The 18107-nt window shown below is 67.6% G+C and carries 18 protein-coding genes; 12 read left to right on the forward strand and 6 right to left on the reverse strand.

The genetic code is table 11. The annotated features are described in order from the left end of the window. A partial coding sequence (locus ACFC1X_RS10875) for a hypothetical protein (RefSeq protein WP_376351065.1) occupies positions 1-526 on the forward strand: 526 nt, incomplete at its 5' end. 620 nt (positions 527-1146) lie between these two features. On the opposite strand, the gene ACFC1X_RS10880 is transcribed toward ACFC1X_RS10875, so the two are convergent. Next, positions 1147-1797, reverse strand: coding sequence for a TetR/AcrR family transcriptional regulator (locus ACFC1X_RS10880; protein WP_376351068.1), 651 nt, complete (start codon positions 1795-1797; stop codon positions 1147-1149). 115 nt (positions 1798-1912) lie between these two features. Between ACFC1X_RS10880 and ACFC1X_RS10885 the strand changes: the two genes are divergently transcribed. Further along, the gene (locus ACFC1X_RS10885; RefSeq protein WP_376351071.1) at positions 1913-2128 is read left to right on the forward strand and encodes a hypothetical protein; all 216 of its coding nucleotides are present in this window, start codon (positions 1913-1915) and stop codon (positions 2126-2128) included. Positions 2129-2245: 117 nt separating this feature from the next. Next, positions 2246-3289 carry a hypothetical protein gene (locus tag ACFC1X_RS10890; protein WP_376351074.1) on the forward strand — a complete coding sequence of 348 codons (1044 nt, stop codon included), beginning with the start codon at positions 2246-2248 and terminating at the stop codon, positions 3287-3289. A gap of 430 nt (positions 3290-3719) precedes the next feature. Here the strand turns inward: ACFC1X_RS10890 and ACFC1X_RS10895 are convergent, their stop codons facing one another. Beyond that, positions 3720-4709 (reverse strand): AraC family transcriptional regulator, encoded by a 990-nt coding sequence (locus ACFC1X_RS10895; RefSeq protein ID WP_376351076.1) that lies wholly within the window; start codon positions 4707-4709, stop codon positions 3720-3722. Positions 4710-4963: 254 nt separating this feature from the next. Between ACFC1X_RS10895 and ACFC1X_RS10900 the strand changes: the two genes are divergently transcribed. The 6 genes from ACFC1X_RS10900 (at position 4964) to ACFC1X_RS10925 (ending at position 10082) form a co-directional block, all read left to right on the forward strand. Continuing rightward, positions 4964-5563: a flavin reductase family protein gene (locus tag ACFC1X_RS10900; RefSeq protein WP_376351079.1), complete on the forward strand. Its 600-nt coding sequence runs from the start codon at positions 4964-4966 to the stop codon at positions 5561-5563. An 85-nt stretch (positions 5564-5648) separates the two neighbouring features. After that, entirely contained in the window at positions 5649-6860 is a 1212-nt protein-coding gene (locus ACFC1X_RS10905; RefSeq protein ID WP_376351082.1) for an acyl-CoA dehydrogenase family protein, read from the forward strand. A gap of 94 nt (positions 6861-6954) precedes the next feature. Further along, positions 6955-7896: an amidohydrolase family protein gene (locus tag ACFC1X_RS10910; RefSeq protein WP_376351085.1), complete on the forward strand. Its 942-nt coding sequence runs from the start codon at positions 6955-6957 to the stop codon at positions 7894-7896. A 19-nt stretch (positions 7897-7915) separates the two neighbouring features. Then, a complete protein-coding gene (locus tag ACFC1X_RS10915; protein WP_376351087.1) occupies positions 7916-8428 on the forward strand; it encodes a hypothetical protein in 513 nt (170 codons plus the stop codon). 6 nt (positions 8429-8434) lie between these two features. After that, positions 8435-9028, forward strand: coding sequence for an amidohydrolase family protein (locus tag ACFC1X_RS10920; protein ID WP_376351090.1), 594 nt, complete (start codon positions 8435-8437; stop codon positions 9026-9028). 58 nt (positions 9029-9086) lie between these two features. Beyond that, entirely contained in the window at positions 9087-10082 is a 996-nt protein-coding gene (locus ACFC1X_RS10925) for an amidohydrolase family protein (protein WP_376351091.1), read from the forward strand. Positions 10083-10214: 132 nt separating this feature from the next. On the opposite strand, the gene ACFC1X_RS10930 is transcribed toward ACFC1X_RS10925, so the two are convergent. After that, the gene (locus ACFC1X_RS10930) at positions 10215-10877 is read right to left on the reverse strand and encodes a TetR family transcriptional regulator (protein ID WP_376351094.1); all 663 of its coding nucleotides are present in this window, start codon (positions 10875-10877) and stop codon (positions 10215-10217) included. Between the two features lie 119 nt (positions 10878-10996). Here ACFC1X_RS10930 and ACFC1X_RS10935 point away from each other — a divergent pair, with 119 nt between their 5' ends. Further along, on the forward strand, positions 10997-12742 hold the full coding sequence (locus ACFC1X_RS10935) for a CocE/NonD family hydrolase (RefSeq protein ID WP_376351096.1): 1746 nt from the start codon (positions 10997-10999) through the stop codon (positions 12740-12742). Positions 12743-13515: 773 nt separating this feature from the next. On the opposite strand, the gene ACFC1X_RS10940 is transcribed toward ACFC1X_RS10935, so the two are convergent. Together ACFC1X_RS10940 and ACFC1X_RS10945 are read right to left on the reverse strand one after the other, a co-directional pair. Then, positions 13516-13908: a hypothetical protein gene (locus tag ACFC1X_RS10940; RefSeq protein WP_376351099.1), complete on the reverse strand. Its 393-nt coding sequence runs from the start codon at positions 13906-13908 to the stop codon at positions 13516-13518. A 210-nt stretch (positions 13909-14118) separates the two neighbouring features. Further along, on the reverse strand, positions 14119-14814 hold the full coding sequence (locus ACFC1X_RS10945; RefSeq protein WP_376351102.1) for a hypothetical protein: 696 nt from the start codon (positions 14812-14814) through the stop codon (positions 14119-14121). 103 nt (positions 14815-14917) lie between these two features. On the opposite strand from ACFC1X_RS10945, the gene ACFC1X_RS10950 reads away from it, so the two are divergent. Then, positions 14918-15580 (forward strand): TetR/AcrR family transcriptional regulator, encoded by a 663-nt coding sequence (locus ACFC1X_RS10950; RefSeq protein WP_376352121.1) that lies wholly within the window; start codon positions 14918-14920, stop codon positions 15578-15580. A gap of 118 nt (positions 15581-15698) precedes the next feature. Here the strand turns inward: ACFC1X_RS10950 and ACFC1X_RS10955 are convergent, their stop codons facing one another. Further along, on the reverse strand, positions 15699-16220 hold the full coding sequence (locus ACFC1X_RS10955; protein WP_376351104.1) for a nuclear transport factor 2 family protein: 522 nt from the start codon (positions 16218-16220) through the stop codon (positions 15699-15701). A 578-nt stretch (positions 16221-16798) separates the two neighbouring features. Here ACFC1X_RS10955 and ACFC1X_RS10960 point away from each other — a divergent pair. After that, positions 16799-18076, forward strand: coding sequence for an acyl-CoA dehydrogenase family protein (locus ACFC1X_RS10960; RefSeq protein ID WP_376351107.1), 1278 nt, complete (start codon positions 16799-16801; stop codon positions 18074-18076). The last annotated feature ends 31 nt before the right edge of the window (positions 18077-18107 follow it).

Genomic DNA, 18107 nt, shown 5'->3' on the forward strand with positions numbered 1-18107 from the left:
GAGACGACACTCGGGCCCTCCGCCTGCACGGACTCAACTCACGGCACGGAAACAGGCCACCGACTACGTCGGCGGCCCGTCACGAAACTTCGAGGCTAGCGTGCGTAATCTTCTCGAACTAGGCAAGAAAGCAGCCGTTCCGGTACTTCTCAGTGCCGTCGTCTCGGTCGCCGCAGGGGCATCCCCCGCCAGCGCAGAACCCGGATCAAAGCCCACCAGCGCGATGACCACCGGTACACCTTTCCTGGAGCAGTCGCGACAACTGCTGGGGCAAGTAGCCACCAACGGCCCGACATACTTCGAGGCCAGCGCCCAGACCGAGGGAACCTATGCCATCGAGTACGACATCGATGGCACCGCCTTCTACAACACCTACGTCAACGACGTCGAACTTGGCTACGTAGGTGGCTCCACGGGAGTTTATCGGACGCGCTCACTGCAGCTCTCGGCAGGAGGGCATCTGGTGAAAGTACCCGGAGCGGATGGATCGGCCACCACTGCGGTCTATCTCGTGAAGCTCTCCTGATCTGACGTAGCCACAGCCGCGCGTCCCAAGTTTCGGCCTCGCCCGAGCTCCAAGACTCGGCCGGGGCCGTTTCTCGCTCACTGTCATCAACTCAACGGAATTCTTTCGACCCCTTTTTCGAGGTAATGGGCTCTTCGTCGGAGTACACACTCACACCGTAGCCATCCAGCCACTTCACGCCACTCAGGTAGAGGCCGGGGACCGCTACCGTATGGGCTCGTTCGTGTCCCACCCGCCGCGCAACGCCACAGCGTCTGCCGGGTTCAGCGACTCGTCCGCGGCCGTGAGCGCGGCATCGCTGCCCGTGCCCACACGCCGGTCGGGTGCCAGGCTGCCGCCGCCGAGGGGCCAGGTAGAGCAGTACGCCCGTTGGCGTCACGCTGCACCGCTACGCCGGGTGGGCGTGGCCGTCGACCGGCGGGCCATGTGAGGCTGTTCGGCCGGCAGGACCTCAGTCAGCCGCTGCCACATGCTGGCCTCGCCCCAGTCCCGAGCTCTGCGCCAGCACAGCATGCCCGAGACCATGCGGTACATGTCGAACGCGAGTCTTGCCAGAGCAGCCACAGGCTCTGCGTGACCCGCGCTGTTTCCGCCTGCAGGGCCCGGCGCCGCCCGGCGGCTCAGCTCTCGGCGCGACGGCGGCGGTCGGGGGTGGACAGGTAGGCCATCGCCATGTCGCTGAGTTCATCTGCGTAGTGGTGTTGGGCCGCCGCGCCGGTGACAGAGTCGGGACGCACAGAGTTGTGAAAACAGGCTCCCAGCACGGCGCGGGCCACGGTGTCCAAAGCCCTTTCGGGGTCGGAGCGCCGGATCTGGTGGGCGTAGGGGGCCGCTGCCCCGAGCAGCAGGCCATGGATCCCGGTGATCGTGCGCGCTCCGCGCTCCACACCGGCGCCCACCCGTGCGCGCAACAGCTCGGGGAAGAGATTGCTGCTGTCGGCGAAGGACTGGAGCAGGGCGTGGGCGTAGGCATCCATGACACCGGACAGTGACGGCTCCGCCTTACGCAGACGTTCGGCCACGTACTCCTCGCGTCGCTCCAGCATCCGCTCCGCAAGGGCGGTGATCAGCTCCTCCTTGTCTGCGAAACGACGGTAGATCGTGCCGACCGAGACGCCGGCGCGTTCCGCGACACCCGTCATCGTCATCTCCTCCAGGCCGGACGAGGAGGCGATCTCTTCAGCCGCCCGCTGCACACGAGCCAGCGTGGCAGCGCTCCGTGCCTGTCTGGGCTCACGGCGGCGGAGTGGGCGATCCGGCTGGTCGGTCATGCCCCGCATGCTACCGATCGGGCTCGCTGCAGGTTCTTTTGACAAGGGACGCACTCCTCTGGGTATCCTAAAAAGCGAACGTAAATTTACATTCACATTTTGGGGAGGTGCAACCGTGACCGTCGCCCAGCGCCTGCTGCCCATGACCGTCACGCTCGGCTCAGGACCTACCGACCCCGGCACTATCGATGAGTTCGCACTGTTCTACGCCCACCGCGTCCCAGCCGCTGCCGGAAGCGGCTGGGACGCCAGTGCCTGCTCGACCTGCTCGCCGAAGACATCGACGCATGCGACGCCTTCACGCGGCGCCGCAACCGCATCCCACGTCTGACAGACACCGGCAGGACCCAGCGCCGGTCGAGGTCACCGACCGGACGCCAAAGACGTCGGCCCCCTTTCACACGTCCCCGTGCTCTTCCCGGGCGACACCGATCACACAAGGAATTACGTGTCTCAGCACTCAAGCCGGCCCGGCACGGGACGCAAGCTGACCTTGGTCGTCCTCGGACTGGCGGCCCTCATCACCGCGATGCTGTGCGCTTTCGCGCTGCCCTCGCTCCACAGCGGTCCACACAAGGTCCCCGTGGGCGTCACCGGCTCTCCGCAGGCGGTCGACGCCCTCCGGGAAAGCATCGACGGCCCCGCGTGGGACGTCCGCCCCTACGAGACATCCGGCGCCGTCGAGTCGGCCGTCGAGAAGGGGGAGATCTCCGGCGGTCTCGCCATCACCCCTCAAGCCGTCGACGTCTACACCGCCACTGCGGGCGGCCCCTCGGCCACCAGCGCCCTCACCGCGGTGGCGGACGGAGTCGCCGCTCAGAACAGAGCGCAGGTCACCGTCCACGACTTGGTGCCGTTCACCGAGGACGACCCCCGGGGTGCCGGACTGACCGCAGCACTGATGCCCATGATCTTCGGCGGAATCTTCCCCGCCCTGATACTCGGCAGTGTCTTCCCCGGGCATCGCGGACTGCGGATGCGTCTGGCAGGGGCCGTGCTGTTCTCCGTGGTGGCGGGCGCGGCCATCGCCGCCGTCCTCCAGTTCGGCACGCACTCGATCGACGGCAACTACGGACCCACCGCGCTCGGGGTCATCCTCGGTATGACCGCCCTGTCCACGACCCTGCTCGGCCTGCAAGCCCTCCTCGGCGTCGTCGGCTTCGCCCTTGGCAGCGCGCTCATGATGCTGCTGGGCAACCCCCTGTCCGGCCTGGCCACCGGCCCGCACTGGCTCCCCGGTGGATGGGCCACCCTAGGCCAGCTCCTCCCCCCGGGCGCCTCGGGCACCCTCCTGCGCGCCAACGCCTTCTTCGACGGAACGGGCGCCGGCTCCCCCGCCCTCGTCCTGACCGTCTGGGCTGTCCTCGGCTGTGCCTTCGCCCTCATCGCCGATCGACGCGGGAGGCGCTCTCGGGCGTCCCACTCCCGGGTCGTCGCGGCCTCGCACGCCGAAACCGTCGCGGCCGCGCGTCCGGAGGCCACCACCCCCTGAGGCGGGCGTGCCTCTGCCTACCGATCGCGACTGGCCGGCCTTCGTTGAGGGCATCGCGCCTTCATGGCTCGATGCCCCACGTGGATGCCATCGCCGAAGGCCGGCTCACACAAGAGCGGCGGTGCCGTCGGCTGCGCTGGAAATGCCGGGTTGGGCAAGAGGCGCCGCGTCATTCGCATGCCGCGCGTTGATCGTCAGGACCCTGTCGAAGCCGTCGTGACCGCGCGCCGAGTTCAGCCGCGTGGCGAGGTCCAGGATCGTCTCCTTCGGCCGTTCGCCAGCTCGACGTGGTCATGCCCTGATTGCAGGCGTGCGCCCCGAGAAGAGATCGAAGGGGATGCGGGCCGTTTCTTATGGGCGCGCGGACCTGGTGGCGCGCCGAGCGCTGCGGCTTCCGAGGACCTCCTGGTCAGGATCTACGCGCAAGAGGTCACTCGTCCGCCCCTCCCCCGCCGCGGAGGGTCTGCGAAGGGCTCTCACCGAACTTTCTCCGATAGTGATCGGCGAACCGCCCCAGATGGTTGAATCCCCAACGGAACGCGACGTCACTGACCGTCGTCGGTGCCGACGCGTGGAGCAGGTCCCGACGGGTGCCGTCCAGCCGGACCTGACGCAGGTATTCCGACGGGCTCATGTCGAAGCGATCACGGAACAGGTTCTGCAACTGACGTACGCCCACTCCGGAGGCATGCGCGAGATCCGCGACGTTGTACTGGGATCCTGGCGCGCTGTGGATCATGTCCACGGCCTTTTCCAGCGCCGCCGGATTCCTGTCGACGGATCTCGAGTCCAGCGCCTGCGTCATGGAATGGCCCTGCCCGATCAGGAGCCCGACGAGCAAGGCGCGCTCCAGGTAGTCGAGCTGGGCGGCGTTCCCTGCTCCCGAGACCGCGCTCGGGTCCTTGAGGGCGTCCAGCAGGACATTGAGCAGCGCCCACCAGCGCCGCCCCACCGGAGCGGTCAGGTCGAACCCGAGGTCGAAGCGCAGGCGCCGGTCCACCGGCCGGCCCAGGACACGAGCCAGTTCCTCCTCCAGGGCGGCTCGTTCGATCTTGAGGCAGACCTGCGTCGCGTCGACGCTCCACGAGGGCAGGACCGTGTGCTGATCCGGGCTGAAGACGGCGGCCAGCTCCGGTGTGGCGACGATCTCCCGTGAGCCGCAGCGAGACACGACCGAGCCCGCCAAAGGCACGTTCACGTGGTAGCCGCCGACATCCCCGGGATCGACGAGCACATCGGCTCCGAAGCGCACGATGCCCACGGTGAGGTGCCGCAGCCGGACCGCGGACATCCAGGCGTGGGAAAGGCGCGTGCCGGGCGCCACGAGTTCCATCCGCGCCGGGTAGAAGGCGTCGTTGACCCGTGCGCGGTACTCATCGAAGTCGTCGGACGTGCACGGGAGCTGCCCGGCCAGCTGCATGGGACCGCCCGACGGTTCCGTACCGCTGCTGTGAACCGTACGCATCGCTCGTCCTCGCCTCCCAGCACCTCCTCACCCAGCGTAGGCGAGCTTCGCGGGGCCGGGGAGTTCGCGTAGCGGACCGTCCGCTGCGCAGAGTGGATTTCGGTGGGACCCGACCGTACCTACCGTCGAGGGAATCGAAAAGGGAGCTGTGAGCTGCCGTCGCACCGGCTCGACCGGACGCCACGGCATCCGCGAGAGGAATACGCGCCATGGCCGCGCCACACGAAAAGATCAAAGCGCCGGAAGAGTCTTCGCACGGCGGAGCTTCGGCTTTGCAAGGCGGAGCTTCAGTAGCTCCCCAGCGGTTCCGGAATCTGATGGCGGCGGTGTGCGCGCCCGTGACCGTGGTGACCACCAGCGTCGACGGTGCACCGTTCGGGGCCACGGTCAGCTCCTTCGCCTCGTTGTCACTGGACCCCCCGCTGGTCAGCGTCGCCTTCGACCGCCGGTCTCTACTGCTCCACCGGATTCAGGAAGCGGGCCGTTTCGGGGTCAATCTGCTCGGCCACGGTCAGGCGGACCTGGCGATGCTGTTCGCCACTCGGGGCCAGGACAGGTTCGGCGGGACGGCATGGCACTACGACAACGGCCTGCCGCGCCTCGAAGGGACGGCGGGATGGGCGACTTGCGATCTCTACCGAACCGTCGAGGGCGGTGACCATCTTCTGCTGTTCGGCTTGGTACGGGGAGCGAGCCACACGGAGCTGCCGCCCCTTGTCTACGCCCACCGCACGTTCGGCACCCACTCCCGCTACGACCAGCGCCCACGCCCTCGGATCGTCGACCAGATCGCCGCTTGCCGCCGCTGACTCGTGGCATCGCGAAGCCTGCCCAAGGAAAGCCGCCGCGGAAGGATGACTCCGCGCGACGCATCAAAGAAAAGGAACAATCACTATGACGAAGGTGACCGAGGCGTCAGCCGCCTCGTACGCCGCCCCCGGCTCCGCGGAACTCGTCGAGCGGATGCGGCGCCTGCATCCGCTTCTGGAGAAGAACGCCGCTCAGGGCGAGCAGGAAAGGAGGGTGCCGGAAGAGAGCATCGAGGCGCTGTGCGAGGCCGGAGCCTTCAAGATCGCCCAGCCGAAGCGCTACGGCGGCTACGAAACGTCGATGCGCACCATGCTCGACGTGTCCGCCGCGGTCGCGGAGGCCGACGGGGGTGCGGCGTGGGTGGTGACGCTGTCCAACGTATGCGCCTGGATGACGGCCCTCTTCCCGGAGCGGGCGCAGGACGAGGTGTGGGCGGACAACCCGGACCACAGGGTTTCCGGTGTGCTCGCTCCGACGGCGGAGACGGTCAAGGTGGACGGGGGCTACCGCGTCACGGGGCGCTGGTATTACAACTCCGGCTCTCGGCATGCCGACTGGGCGGTACTGGGCATCCCCGTTACCGACGCCGACGGCCACGTGGTCGACCAGGGGCTGGCCCTGATCCCGCGGCAGGACTTGGAACTGGAGGACACCTGGTTCGTCGCCGGGATGAAGGCCTCCGGCTCCAACTGCCTCATCGCACATGAGGTGTTCGTCCCCGACCACCGCGTCCTGTCCGTCCCGCCCGCCATCGCCGGCGACTACGGCACCGAACACACCGACGAGGCCCTGTACCGCGCCGCGTTCGTGCCCCTTCTGACGTTGGTTCTGGTGGGACCTCAGCTGGGCCTGGGACGCAAAGCACTCCAGATCGTGCGGGAGAAGGCCGCGAAGAAGGCGATCTCCTACACCGACTACACCTCGCAGTCGGACTCGGTGGCTTTCCAGCTTCAGCTGTCGCGCGCGTCGCTCCAGATCGACACCGCCCATCTTCACGCCTACCGGGCCGCCGATGACATCGACCGGACCGCCGCCGAGGCCGGCTACCCCGATCTCACCACCCGCGCCCGGGTACGCGCCGACAGCGGATGGGCCGTCGAGAACATCACCAGCGCCATCAACGATCTGCTCTTCGCCCACGGTGCCGGCAGCTTCGCCGACGTCAACCCCCTCCAGCGGATCTGGCGCGACTCCGCCGTAGCCGCCCGCCACGCGGTCGTGCTGCCCACGGTCAACTACGAGGTCTACGGCAAGGCGCTGCTGGGCCGCGACGACCACATCACACCGCTGATCTGACCTGACCGGTCGGCGCAGCCGGACAGGGCCTGACGTGCCCTCCTGACGTGCCCTGCAGAGCCGCTATTCCCGCATCAACCATCGGAGGTATGCCATGCCGTCGGGCCGCATCGATGTGCATCAGCACGTCATCCCGCCGCACTACCAGGCTCTACTCGACAGGCGTGGCATCTCCACCGGCGGTCTGGCACCGGTATGGAGCGAGGACTTGGCGCTCGAGGCGATGGATGCCCGTGGCGTCGAGACCGGAATCGTCTCTCTGTCGGTGCCCGGTATACGCCTGGGCAATGACGACGCCCAGGCGCGGGGTCTGGCTCGACAGGTCAATGAGTTCGGAGCCGAGCTGGCCGCTCGGCGCCGTGACCGGTTCGGCTTCTTCGCCACCCTCACCCTGCCGGACGTGGAAGGCAGCCTGACCGAGGCCGCGTACGCCATGGACGACCTCAGTGCGGAAGGCGTGGTCCTGTTCGCCAACGCCGACGGCGCCTATCTGGGTGATCCACGCTTCGAGCCGCTGCTGGCCGAACTGGACCGGCGCAGTGCCGTGGTATACGTGCACCCTTGCCAGTTGCACGGGCCCCCGGTCGACGGGATCCCCGCCTACATTGCCGACTACCTGCTGGACACCACCCGGACGGCGGTGAGCCTGGTGCGAAGCGGCGCGTTGCGCCGGTGGCCGAACATCACTTTCGTCCTCTCCCATGGCGGAGGGTTCGTCCCGTTCGCGGCGCATCGCCTGGCCATGACCATGAGCTACGACAGCGAGAGAGCGGTCGAGGACCTGTTGGCCGACCTCAAGTCCTTCCACGTGGAGACCGCGCAAGCAGCCGGCCCGCTCAGCCTCCCCTGCATGCTTGAGTTCTTCGGCCCTGAGCATGTGCTGTTCGGCACCGACTGGCCGCACGTCACCAGTCGCGGCGCCGCCTACTTCACCGACCACTACGACAGCTGCCCCATGGCGGACGCGGACCGCGACTCCATCGACAGCGGTAACGCACGAAAGCTCCTGCCCCGCTACCGGGGCGGGTGTCAATGACATTCGAGGAGAGAGAACTGTGTCATCCGATCGGTCATCCGCGGACGACAGCCGCTCCGCAGCGCGCACCGTACTGACCAATGTGCGTGTCTTCGACGGCCACGCGCTGCTGGACCCGGGCACCGTCGTCATCGACGGCGCCCTTGTCGGCACCACCGCGGACAGTGGCAACGTCAGGCACGTCGACGGTCATGGCGGCGTCCTGCTACCCGGCCTGATCGACGCCCACGTACATCTCAGCGATGTGCCGGCACTGCACGCCTTCGCCGCCCACGGGATCACCACCGCCCTGGACATGGGCACCTGGCCGGCCAGCCTCGTCGTCTCGCTGCGAGGGCGCCCCGGACTCACCGACATCCGCAGCAGCACGGTGGGTGCCACGTCGCCCGACAGTGCCCACGCGCAGCGCACGGGGCGCCCTTCCGGGGGACTGGTGAGCGGGCCGGAGGACGCGAAGCAGTTCGTCGCGCAACGGCTTGCCGAGGGAGCCGACTACATCAAGATCATCATTGATCTTCCCGGGTTCGACTAGCCGACCGTGGACGCCCTTGTCCTGGCGGCGCACCAGCAGGGGATGCGCACGATCACCCATGCCGCCTCCGCGGAAGCGGTGCGCATGGCCCAGGCGGCGGGAGCGGACGTCCTCACCCACGCTCCTCTTGACCGCGCACTGGCCGAGAGCGAGGTGGCACAGGCGGTGTCGGACGGGCGGGTGATCGTTCCCACCCTGGCGATGATGGAGGGCACCGTCGAGGCGATCAGCCGACCCGGCGTGCCCGGACCCTCGTACGAAGCAGCGCGCGCGAGTGTCGCCGCCCTGCACCGGGCGGGTGTGCCGGTGCTGGCCGGCACCGACGCCAACGCCGCGCAAGGCGTGCCCGCTTCGCCGCCGTTCGGACAGAGCCTGCACCACGAGCTGGAACTGCTCGTCGACGCCGGGCTGTCCACGGTTGAAGCCCTGCGGGCAGCCACGGCGATGCCGGCCCGGTACTTCGGGCTCACCGACCGCGGCGTGATCGTGCCGGGCCGGCGCGCCGATCTGCTACTCATCTCCGGTGACCCCGTCTCGGACATCCGCGCCACCCGGAACATCGAAAGGGTCTGGTGCGCCGGCGTCGAGTACGAGCACTGACTCACGGGTGTGCAGCAGCCCAACGACTCCGTCAGCGACAACGAAGGGGACCATCTCTGTGAAGATCATCGCTCTGGAGGAGCACTTCTCCGATCCGGCCGTCAGCAAGGCGGGTGCGGCTACCGCTCAGGCGTTGAGCCCCGGCTTCGCAGCCGCCTATGCCCCGGCGGGCGGCCTTCCGTACTCTCCCCCTGCCGAGGTCCTGATGGACCTTGCCGAGGGGCGGATCGCGGACATGGACGCGGGTGGCATCACGATGCAGGTGCTCTCATGCCTCGGGGCGCAGCAGGTGCCGGCGGACGTCGCCCCCGGCCTCGTCCGCGCCGCAAATGACCGGGCCGCGGCCGCGACGCGCTCCTACCCGGACCGGTTCGCCGCATTCGCCTCTCTGCCGACCGCGGTCCCCGAGGCGGCCGCCGCCGAGCTGGACCGATGCGTCAACGAGCTGGGCTTCGTCGGGACCATGATCTTCGGTCGCACCGACGGGGAGTTCCTGGACGCGCCCCGCTTCGATCCGGTCCTGGCCAAGGCCGCAGCACTTGACGTCCCGATCTTCCTGCATCCCGGCGTCCCCCCGCGTGCGGTCACCGAGAGCTGCTACTCGGGCGATCTGCCGCCAGTCGTCGCCACCCGCCTCCAGACCGCCGCCTGGGGGTGGCACCAGGAGACGGCCGTTCACTTCCTGCACCTCGTCCACTCAGGCGTCTTCGACAGGTACCCGGACCTGCAGATCATCCTGGGTCACTGGGGCGAGATGATCCCTTTCTATCTGGACCGCGTCGACGAGGCCCTGCCGCAACGCGCCACCCGGCTCGAACGCTCGTTCAGCGAGTACTTCCGCGAGAACGTCTACATCGCGCCCAGCGGACTGTTCGGCCAGGCACAACTCCGGTTCTGTCTCGAGACCGTCCCGCTGGAGCGGATCGTCTTCGCCGTCGACTATCCCTTCGCGAGCAACGACGGTGCCGTCGCCTTCCTCGACGAGGCCGACCTGCCGGAGAAGTCCAAGCGGATGATCGCGCACGAGAACGCCGAGCGGCTGCTCCGGCTCTAGTGTCCCGATTTCGAGGTTCTGCGTCACCTATCGCATGATTGGCGGCCCGCTGACCAGCAGCTTGGTGATGGACGCGCCTCATGTGGTGTCGCGGAAACTCACGACCAGCTCACTAGGGGCTGTCCGGCACCGTCATGCGCCAGGCGTCTCGGAGGCGTCGTCCACGTCGTCGTCGGCGATTGCCGGGACCGGGACCAGCACGCTCTGTATGGCTGGCCCGATCAGCGCAATCAGCGTCTCGCGTTCCGCCTCGGTGAGGGTTGCCACGCCGACGATTCCCCGTCCCACGATGAGACCGACGAGCATCGACGACACGATCCCCGCCCGGAGGGTCGGGTCGTCGACGGCGCGCGAGGCGATGTCGTCGACCAGCAGCCGCTCCTGCAGGAACTCGCGCAGCTGGTCATTCGCCTGATCATTGACGATGGCGCCCCGGAGCATCGCCATGAGGGGCTTCGAACTCGACGACTCCTCTTCCCACACCTCGAGGAACGCGCGGACCACGCGTTCGCCGAGGTGGGCATCCGTTCCCTCGAAGGCGCTGCTGAAGCGCGTCAGAGCCTCTGCGGGGACGGACATCACTGCGGCGAACAGCTCGTCCTTCGACCGGAAGAACTGCATCACCAACGACGCGTCGACCTCGGCGTCGGCCGCGACCCGCCGTATCGTCGTCGCGGTGAAGCCGTCGGCTGCGAACCTGGCGCGGGCAGCGTCGAGGATGGCCTGTCGGGTCTGGTTCGTCCCCGGTCGGCGTCCACGGCGCCCAGTGGTGACGGATTTCGATTGCGCGGTCATAGCCCAAATCTAACCCCGAAACCAGCATCTCAACACACGTTGAGTTTTGCGCTCCGCGGACGTACGCTCGCAGGGTCGCCACGGCCCGTCTCCGGGTCAAGAGATGTAAGGAGCTCACCATGAGCGATGCCCAGAAGGTACTCATGCCGTCGAACCCGCTGGAGCCGGGTATTGACCGGTACGGGGTCCTGAGCCACTTCGAGCCCGGCACTCGCACGCTGGAGGCGGGCTTCCAGATCGCGCCGCCGTTCAAGCCGCTTCCCGTCGACATCGTGCTCGAGAAGGACGTCGCGGTCACCCTGCGTGACGGCGCGACCATCTATGTCGACGTACTGCGGCCGGCGAGCGCCGAGAAGGTCCCGGTCATCGTGGCGTGGAGCCCCTACGGCAAGGGCCAGGGGACCTCGCCCAGCGTCATGGGCGTGTTCAATCTGGTCGGACTGGACAACGGCATCATGTCCGGGCTCGCGAAGTTCGAGGCCCCGGATCCCGCGTACTGGTGCGCGCAGGGCTACGCGATCTGCAACCCTGACATCCGGGGCGTGGCCAACTGCGAGGGCGACAGTGTCCTGTGGGACCGCCAAGAGGGCCGCGACTGCTACGACCTGATCGAGTGGCTCGCCGTCCAGGACTGGTGCACGGGCAAGGTCGCCATGAGCGGAACCTCCTATCTCGCGGTCTCGCAGTGGTTCACCGCGGCCGAGCAGCCGCCGCACCTGGCGGCGATCAACCCGTGGGAGGGCGTGAGCGACGTCTACCGCGACCTGGTGATGCGCGGCGGCCTGCCCGACCACGGCTTCGCCCGTCAGCTACGGGACTACAGCTTCTGGGGCAACGGCAGCAAGGAGGACATCATCGCGGAGGCCGATCGCTATCCGCTGATGAACGAGCTGTGGGAGAACAAGATCCCGCAATTCGAGAACATCAATGTGCCCGCGTACGTCGTCGCCAGCTACTCCAACACGCTGCACACCGCCGGCACGTTCCGCGCCTGGCGTCGCATGGCGTCCGAGGACAAGTGGCTGCGCATCCACAACAGCCAGGAGTGGCCCGACTACTACGACGAGACGAACCGGGAGGAGCTGCGCCGGTTCTTCGACCGCTTCCTCAAGGACGAAGACAACGGATGGGAGGAAACGCCCCGCGTGCGCTACTCCCTGCTCGACCTCCAGGGCGGCGACCAGGTCAACATCCCCGCGGACCAGTTCCCGCCGGCTGAGGTCACCCCGACGAAGTACTACCTGGACGGCCGCTCGCGGACTCTGGGGACGACGGCCCCGGTCGACGGGGCGTCGGCGGGCTACACGCTCGGTTCCAACCCGGACGAGGTGTCGTTCGTGACGCGCTTCGACAAGGAGACGGTGCTGGTCGGTTACCCGAAGGCGCACCTGTGGGTCGAGGCGGAAGGCGCGGACGACATGGACCTCTTCCTCCTGGTCCAGAAGCTCGACGCGTACGGCACGCCCCTGCAGCAGTTCACCGTGCCCAACCAGAGCGCGCGGATCCACGACGTCACCGAACGCGGCGGCTCGATCCTCCGCTACAAGGGAACGGACGGACGCCTGCGCGTCTCGATGCGCCACCTGGACGAGAAGCTGTCCACCGATGACGTCCCGGCCCACTGCTTCGACCGGGTAGAGAAGCTCTCCCCCGGCGAGGTGGTGGACGTCGAGATCGACCTGCTCCCTGTGGGGCTCACCTTCTACCCGGGTGAGCAGCTCCGCCTCGTCATCAGCGGCCGCTCGCTGCTGGGGACGATGATGCCCGGGATCCGCGAGTACACCCCCGCCGAGAGCGGACAGCACATCATCCGCACCGGTGGCGAGCACGCGTCGTACCTGCAACTGCCGGTCAAGACCGCCTGAGGCCGCGCACGAGTCAGCAGGCCGCTCTGTCTTCGGGACGGAGCGGCCTGCTGACCTCATTGTTGACGTCGCCGGGTGTCTCCCGCCGTCTTGCCAAGGGCTTTCCAGCACAACCGCGGCAAGGTGTTCGATCAATCGGTTCTCGTTGACGCGGGAAGGCGGGCGGCACGATGTACCCATCCGGACGAACGAGGATGCGTTCGCCGTCCGACTCAGCATCGCCAACCCACAACGAGCGGCTCGGCATTTCACCGCCGTGACCGCTCTACTGGCCTGGGAGACACTCGACTCCAACGGGAGAGATGAGAGAAGGACACCGACGATGGCGTGGTCCGCATCCTGGTCGACGGTGTCACCATGTTCCTACGCGCCTTCCGCCAATGAGAGGCATGCTGCGCAGCTGGTGATGCCGGGCATGGCCCAGTCGACGCATGCGGGTCAGAGCGATCAGGGCCCGCGTCTGATCCGGGAACCGTTCGCGGCAGCGCGCGGACGGCCCGCTGGCCATGCTGGTGGACCTCACACTGGCGGGCGCACACCACGCGGACACCGCGCGATGTTCGGCGTGCTCCGCTGGGCGGACGTGGATGTGGTACGGCGGCGACCAGATGCCGGCAGGGCCGCCGCACCCCCGAGGACGCAGGCGGGCGAGTAGTAGCGGTGCACATCAACCGCTGCATGCGGCTGGATGTGCCCGACCCTGCCAGACCGCCAGTTCCGCCACGTCCACAGTCGCCGCCGACGCTCTTCGAACGTGATCGTGCGAGCCGGCCCTACCCATTCGTCGCCACGCTTGATTCGGACCGGATCGCGTTGTGGATCTCGGCCGAGTCAGCCGGGCGCTCGACCGCGTTCAGCAGCCTGCCCAGCGCCCGCGCCGCAGCCGCAAGCCGCGGATCGTCGCGCCATGAACCCGCTCGGCCCTTGGCATCCTCGTCCAGCCCGGAAAGATGGGCGGCGTAGAACTCGCGGCCTGCTTCAGTGGCCTCGTAGTACTGGCATTCATCGTCGCGCTGCGAGCCTGCCGGGATCAGGGCGATCAGACCGGCCCGCAGCACCGGACATGCGTGCCGGTCGAGCGTCCGCAGTGAGCCGAAGTAGCGGATGTCGCATCCCTCGGCTGCCCCGCGCAGCAGCCCCAACTCGTGAAGTGGCAGGTCTTCCAAGGCGCCCGCGCCCTCTCCATTGCTGCTGCCGGGTCATCGGCTGCCGCTGGTCGCGAGCAGCCGACTGCTGGCGTCGATGACGACCTTGTCGACAACCGGGTTGCGATGGTCGCCGCGAGGATGAGCGGCCAGTGGAGAACCCGGTCGATTGGGGCGGCGACAGGCGCCGCCGCCAACACCCATCGCCTCCCTGGCCGAGGTGCCGCCCTCTCAGGCGTTGGCCACCGCTGCGGCCATGATCCAGTTCCTGAACTCCACGGCGAAGTGACGGAGATGGTGCTCCAGGACCTCCGCCGGGCTGGAGCTGGGCAGGTAGACGGTCAAGTGCGAGGAGAAGCCCTCGTCCGTGTCGCCGAACTGGATCAGCACACGGCCGACGATCGTGCCGTCGGCGAGGAAGAGATTCGTGGCCTTCTTGTGCGGAAACGCGCCCTCAGGCAGGAGCTCGTCCGCTTCCGCAGCCCAAGCCATGGCCTCCGCGGCCCAGTCGCCGAGGTAGAAGGAGCAGATGTACGGGCCGATGTTCTCGGTCACGTGGACCGAACCATCGTCCTTGTTGACCATCGCGTAGTGCTCGGGCTGGGCCGCGAGGAGCACGTCCTCGTCTGCGAACGCCTTGCCCATCCAGGCAAGGAACTGGCCGGCCTTGAGCCCCTGCGTCTCCAGCACTGTGGTGCCCGAGGTGAAGCTGCCTCCCGAGTCCTGGGCGCTCTGCCTCAGGAAGGCATTGCCCTCTTCGATGTCCGCAGCCAGCAGATCGAACAGCGTCTGCCGCCCCAGCCGGGCCTTGAGGAGGCTCAGGACACGGCGGGAGTAGAAGAGCTCGAAGTCATCGATGTCCCCGGGTCCGGCCGGCCCTGACGCGAGCCGGACGGTCTCTGTCGTCGAAGATTGCATGTCAGTCATCCGGGGGCTCCGCTCTGAGTGCGAATGTGAACTCTCATTCGCAATACTACGAGCGATCCAGCGCGCTCTGTCAAGAGACGTGCGCGAAGCCGTCGTCGGTACCATGCGAGCCGTGACTGATGATCGGAACCACCTCACGCACTACCGAGAGCCGCGACAGGCGCGCAGCGCCGCGACGCTGGCCCGGATGCTGCAGGCCGCCGAGGAACTCGCCTCCGAGGTCGGGCTGGAGGAGTTGACCATCGCGGGCGTCGCCGAACGCGCCGGCATGTCGGTGGGCTCGATCTACCGTCGTTTCGAGGGCAAAGAACAGTTGATCAGTGCCCTGACGGCACGCATGCTGGATCGACGCGAGGAGTACGTGGCGAAGCAGCTACGCGCGGCCGAGCCGTCACTGTCCGGCGTCCTGCACGCTTACGCTCACTCTCTGCTCCGCTCCTTCGCCGAGGGCGGCAATCTCTTCACCAAGCTGCTGCGCACTCGGGCAGGCGGCGCTGTTGATCGCGGCGCCCGCACCATCTCCGAGATCCACCGCTTCCTCATCGACGCGGCGATGCCCTACGTGGACCAGATCCGGCGCCCCGACCCGGAGGCGGCCCTTGACACCGCGGCCCGGGCCCTTCTGGGCGCCTGCTTCCACAACTCACTGCGTCCGGATCGCTTCACCAGCGAGGCGGCTCTGCAACGGTACGCGGACGAGCTCAGGGACATGGCACTCGCCTATCTCCTCACTCCGGAGCCCGGTCGCAGCAGTGAGTCCCCGTAGCCCGGAGGGCAGGACGCGGGGTTCCGTCTCGCATGCACGGAGGGCCGCCCGCGGTCCTGCCCGATACTCGTCAAGATCGAACCCCACTCGACGAGGACCGTGAACCCGGCTGGTTCGCCTACTTGACCTTGATCGCGTTCAGGAACGCGACCTTCCCCGCGTCACTGTGCTCACGCAGCACGTTCGTCTGCATGTCGGGCTTGTGCTCCGCCTGCGGCTCGGGGACGAAGGGGTTGCCGGTCCAGGACATGAGGCGACACACGCGGTGCCGGATGCGCCAGCCGTTCTCGCTTCGGACCAGCTCGTCGTCATACCAGCCGGTCCCCTGCCACGTCGGGCCGTCCTCGGCCGATTCGCGCACGAGGAGCCAGTTGCCGTAACTGAAGGCGTTCGCCCGGTCCCCGTCGACTTGCACCAACTGGCCCATCATCGTGTGCTGGTGGCTGTCCAGGCTCTCGTGGAACCCGGCGAAGGAGTTCTTGAAGGTGGAGAGGCCGGACCAGGCGGCTCCGGCCGGGCCGAACTCCGCGACCACGTCTTCCGTGAAGATGCGGTCGAACAGATCCCAGCGATGCGCGTCGAGCGCCAGGCCGTAGAGGTTCAGGACCTCGACGATGGCAGCCTTGTCATGTTCAATCATGCTCGCGTCCCTCGTACTCAATGTGACATTTCGGGTCTTTATGCGTCGACGGCAAGATTAGGGAGCGTCGGTGCGGCAACGACTCCACCGACACCAGCAGATGATGGGGAAGCGGAAGAGGCCACCCCCTCGGAGCCCTGACGGCACGCTCCCTCGTCGGCTCCGCACCACCCGGCGCGAGGAGGGCCACAGTCACGTCCCGTGACTTCTGGAGAGCCGCCGACCGGGCGGGCGTGTGGCCCTCATCCTTAAGCCTCGACCATCTACTGTCAACACTTTGCGCGAGCCCGAGCGATTGGACACTTCTTCAAACGTTCGATCGATAGTCTTGCCGCTATTAATGTTGACACTTTCCCTCGCGGAGGCCTAGGGTCCTGATTGCGGACTCCTACGGCCGACTCAGCGACGGCTCTGCTGCCTCTTCGCGCCCGCCCAGACACTTCCTGGCTCGCTTCGTGCCCCCGGGAAGCGCCACAGCCGTCGTCGCAGTCCCCATCCAAGCCTCACCAGAGATACCGCCAAGAGCCGGCGTCAGTTGCCGAGTCGGCCCTTGTCTCGTACGGAACGACATACAGGAGATGACGACGATGGTTTCGACTCGAGACACCTCCGAGAGGCTGGCGAAGATCCTCGAGAGCGTCCGCGCCCTGGGCCCCACCCTGCGTGAGCGAGCGCTCGACGCCGAGCGTGCCGGTCGCCATTCGAACGAGACCATCGCCGATCTGGACGCAACAGGCGCGTTCAACATCGGCAATCCCGTCGAGTTCGGCGGGGATGAGCTGACCGTTCGGCAGCAGCTGGACGTCGTGTCCGAGGTCTCCAAGTGGGACGGCTCGGCCGGTTGGACCGTATGGGTCGGGGCTTCGACCAACTGGATTCCGGCCGGCTCGGGCGCTCGCGTCGTCGAGGAGGTCTACGGATGCGAGTGGACCGGGCCACGAGTGGCCGGATCGAGTCACTTCCCTGCCTCTCGCGGGCGCGCGAAGCGAGTCGAGGGCGGCTGGGCCATCACCGGCGGTCCCTGGACGTTCGGAAGTGACTCGCTCTGGGCGCCCTACACGAACCTGGGTTGCATCGCCGACGACGGTGACGGTCCCTACCTGGTGGGCGTACAGGTTCCGCGTGACGAGCTCCGGTTCCTCAACGACTGGAACGTCGCCGGCATGCGCGCGACTGGCAGCGTATCCATCACCCTTGTCCGGGACGAGCTCTTCGTGCCCGACTACCGCGTCGTCGACTTCCGCGACGTCGTCGGCGGAAAGATCGACAACGGGCTCAAGGGATCGTTGTGGAAGGCGCCCTCGCTCGGCTGGGCCTTCAGCCTCATGGCAGGGATGTCGATCGGCATCGCGCAGGGTGCGCTGGCCAGGTTCCTGGAGCGCTCCGCCGGCCGCCCCATCCGCGGCACCACCTACAAGAACCAGTTGGACGCGCCCCTGACCCATCTGATGCTCACCGAGGTTCACTCCAAGATCCAGTCTGCGACGTTGATGACGCGTGCCAACGCTGATGAAACCGACCGGCTGGGAGCCGCCGCCGCAGCGGGTGAGGCCGCCGACCCCGAGTACATGCAGATGTTCAGCGCACGGGTGCTCGCCGAGACCGCGTACGCGGCCAAGTGGTGTGCGGAGGCCATCGAGCTGCTGCAGCGCAACTCCGGCTCGACGGCCATCATGGAGAGCGAACCGATCCAGCGAGCCTGGCGCGACGCACGGGTCATCACCTTGCATGGGGCCCTCAATCTTGAAGCCCTCTCCGAGAACTACGGCAGGCTGATGGCGGGGTCGCAGCCGCACAAGTTCGAAGGGATCACCACTCTCGACCGCTTTGCGCCCGCACCGCCCGCCAAGGGTTGAGCCCGCGGGCGGCAGCGCCGCTGGGCACCGG

Origin of the sequence: Streptomyces sp. NPDC056128 (genome assembly GCF_042263835.1) — a bacterium.
GTDB lineage: Bacteria > Actinomycetota > Actinomycetes > Streptomycetales > Streptomycetaceae > Streptomyces.

Bases quoted from the DNA above. Each gene is read 5' to 3' on its own strand.
- ACFC1X_RS10880 (WP_376351068.1), bottom strand. From the start codon at position 1,797: ATGACCGACCAGCCGGATCGCCCACTCCGCCGCCGTGAGCCCAGACAG.
- ACFC1X_RS10895 (WP_376351076.1), bottom strand. From the start codon at position 4,709: ATGCAGCTGGCCGGGCAGCTCCCGTGCACGTCCGACGACTTCGATGAG.
- ACFC1X_RS10900 (WP_376351079.1), top strand. From the start codon at position 4,964: ATGGCCGCGCCACACGAAAAGATCAAAGCGCCGGAAGAGTCTTCGCAC.
- ACFC1X_RS10905 (WP_376351082.1), top strand. From the start codon at position 5,649: ATGACGAAGGTGACCGAGGCGTCAGCCGCCTCGTACGCCGCCCCCGGC.
- ACFC1X_RS10910 (WP_376351085.1), top strand. From the start codon at position 6,955: ATGCCGTCGGGCCGCATCGATGTGCATCAGCACGTCATCCCGCCGCAC.
- ACFC1X_RS10930 (WP_376351094.1), bottom strand. From the start codon at position 10,877: ATGACCGCGCAATCGAAATCCGTCACCACTGGGCGCCGTGGACGCCGA.
- ACFC1X_RS10935 (WP_376351096.1), top strand. From the start codon at position 10,997: ATGAGCGATGCCCAGAAGGTACTCATGCCGTCGAACCCGCTGGAGCCG.
- ACFC1X_RS10945 (WP_376351102.1), bottom strand. From the start codon at position 14,814: ATGACTGACATGCAATCTTCGACGACAGAGACCGTCCGGCTCGCGTCA.
- ACFC1X_RS10950 (WP_376352121.1), top strand. From the start codon at position 14,918: ATGCGAGCCGTGACTGATGATCGGAACCACCTCACGCACTACCGAGAG.
- ACFC1X_RS10955 (WP_376351104.1), bottom strand. From the start codon at position 16,220: ATGATTGAACATGACAAGGCTGCCATCGTCGAGGTCCTGAACCTCTAC.
- ACFC1X_RS10960 (WP_376351107.1), top strand. From the start codon at position 16,799: ATGACGACGATGGTTTCGACTCGAGACACCTCCGAGAGGCTGGCGAAG.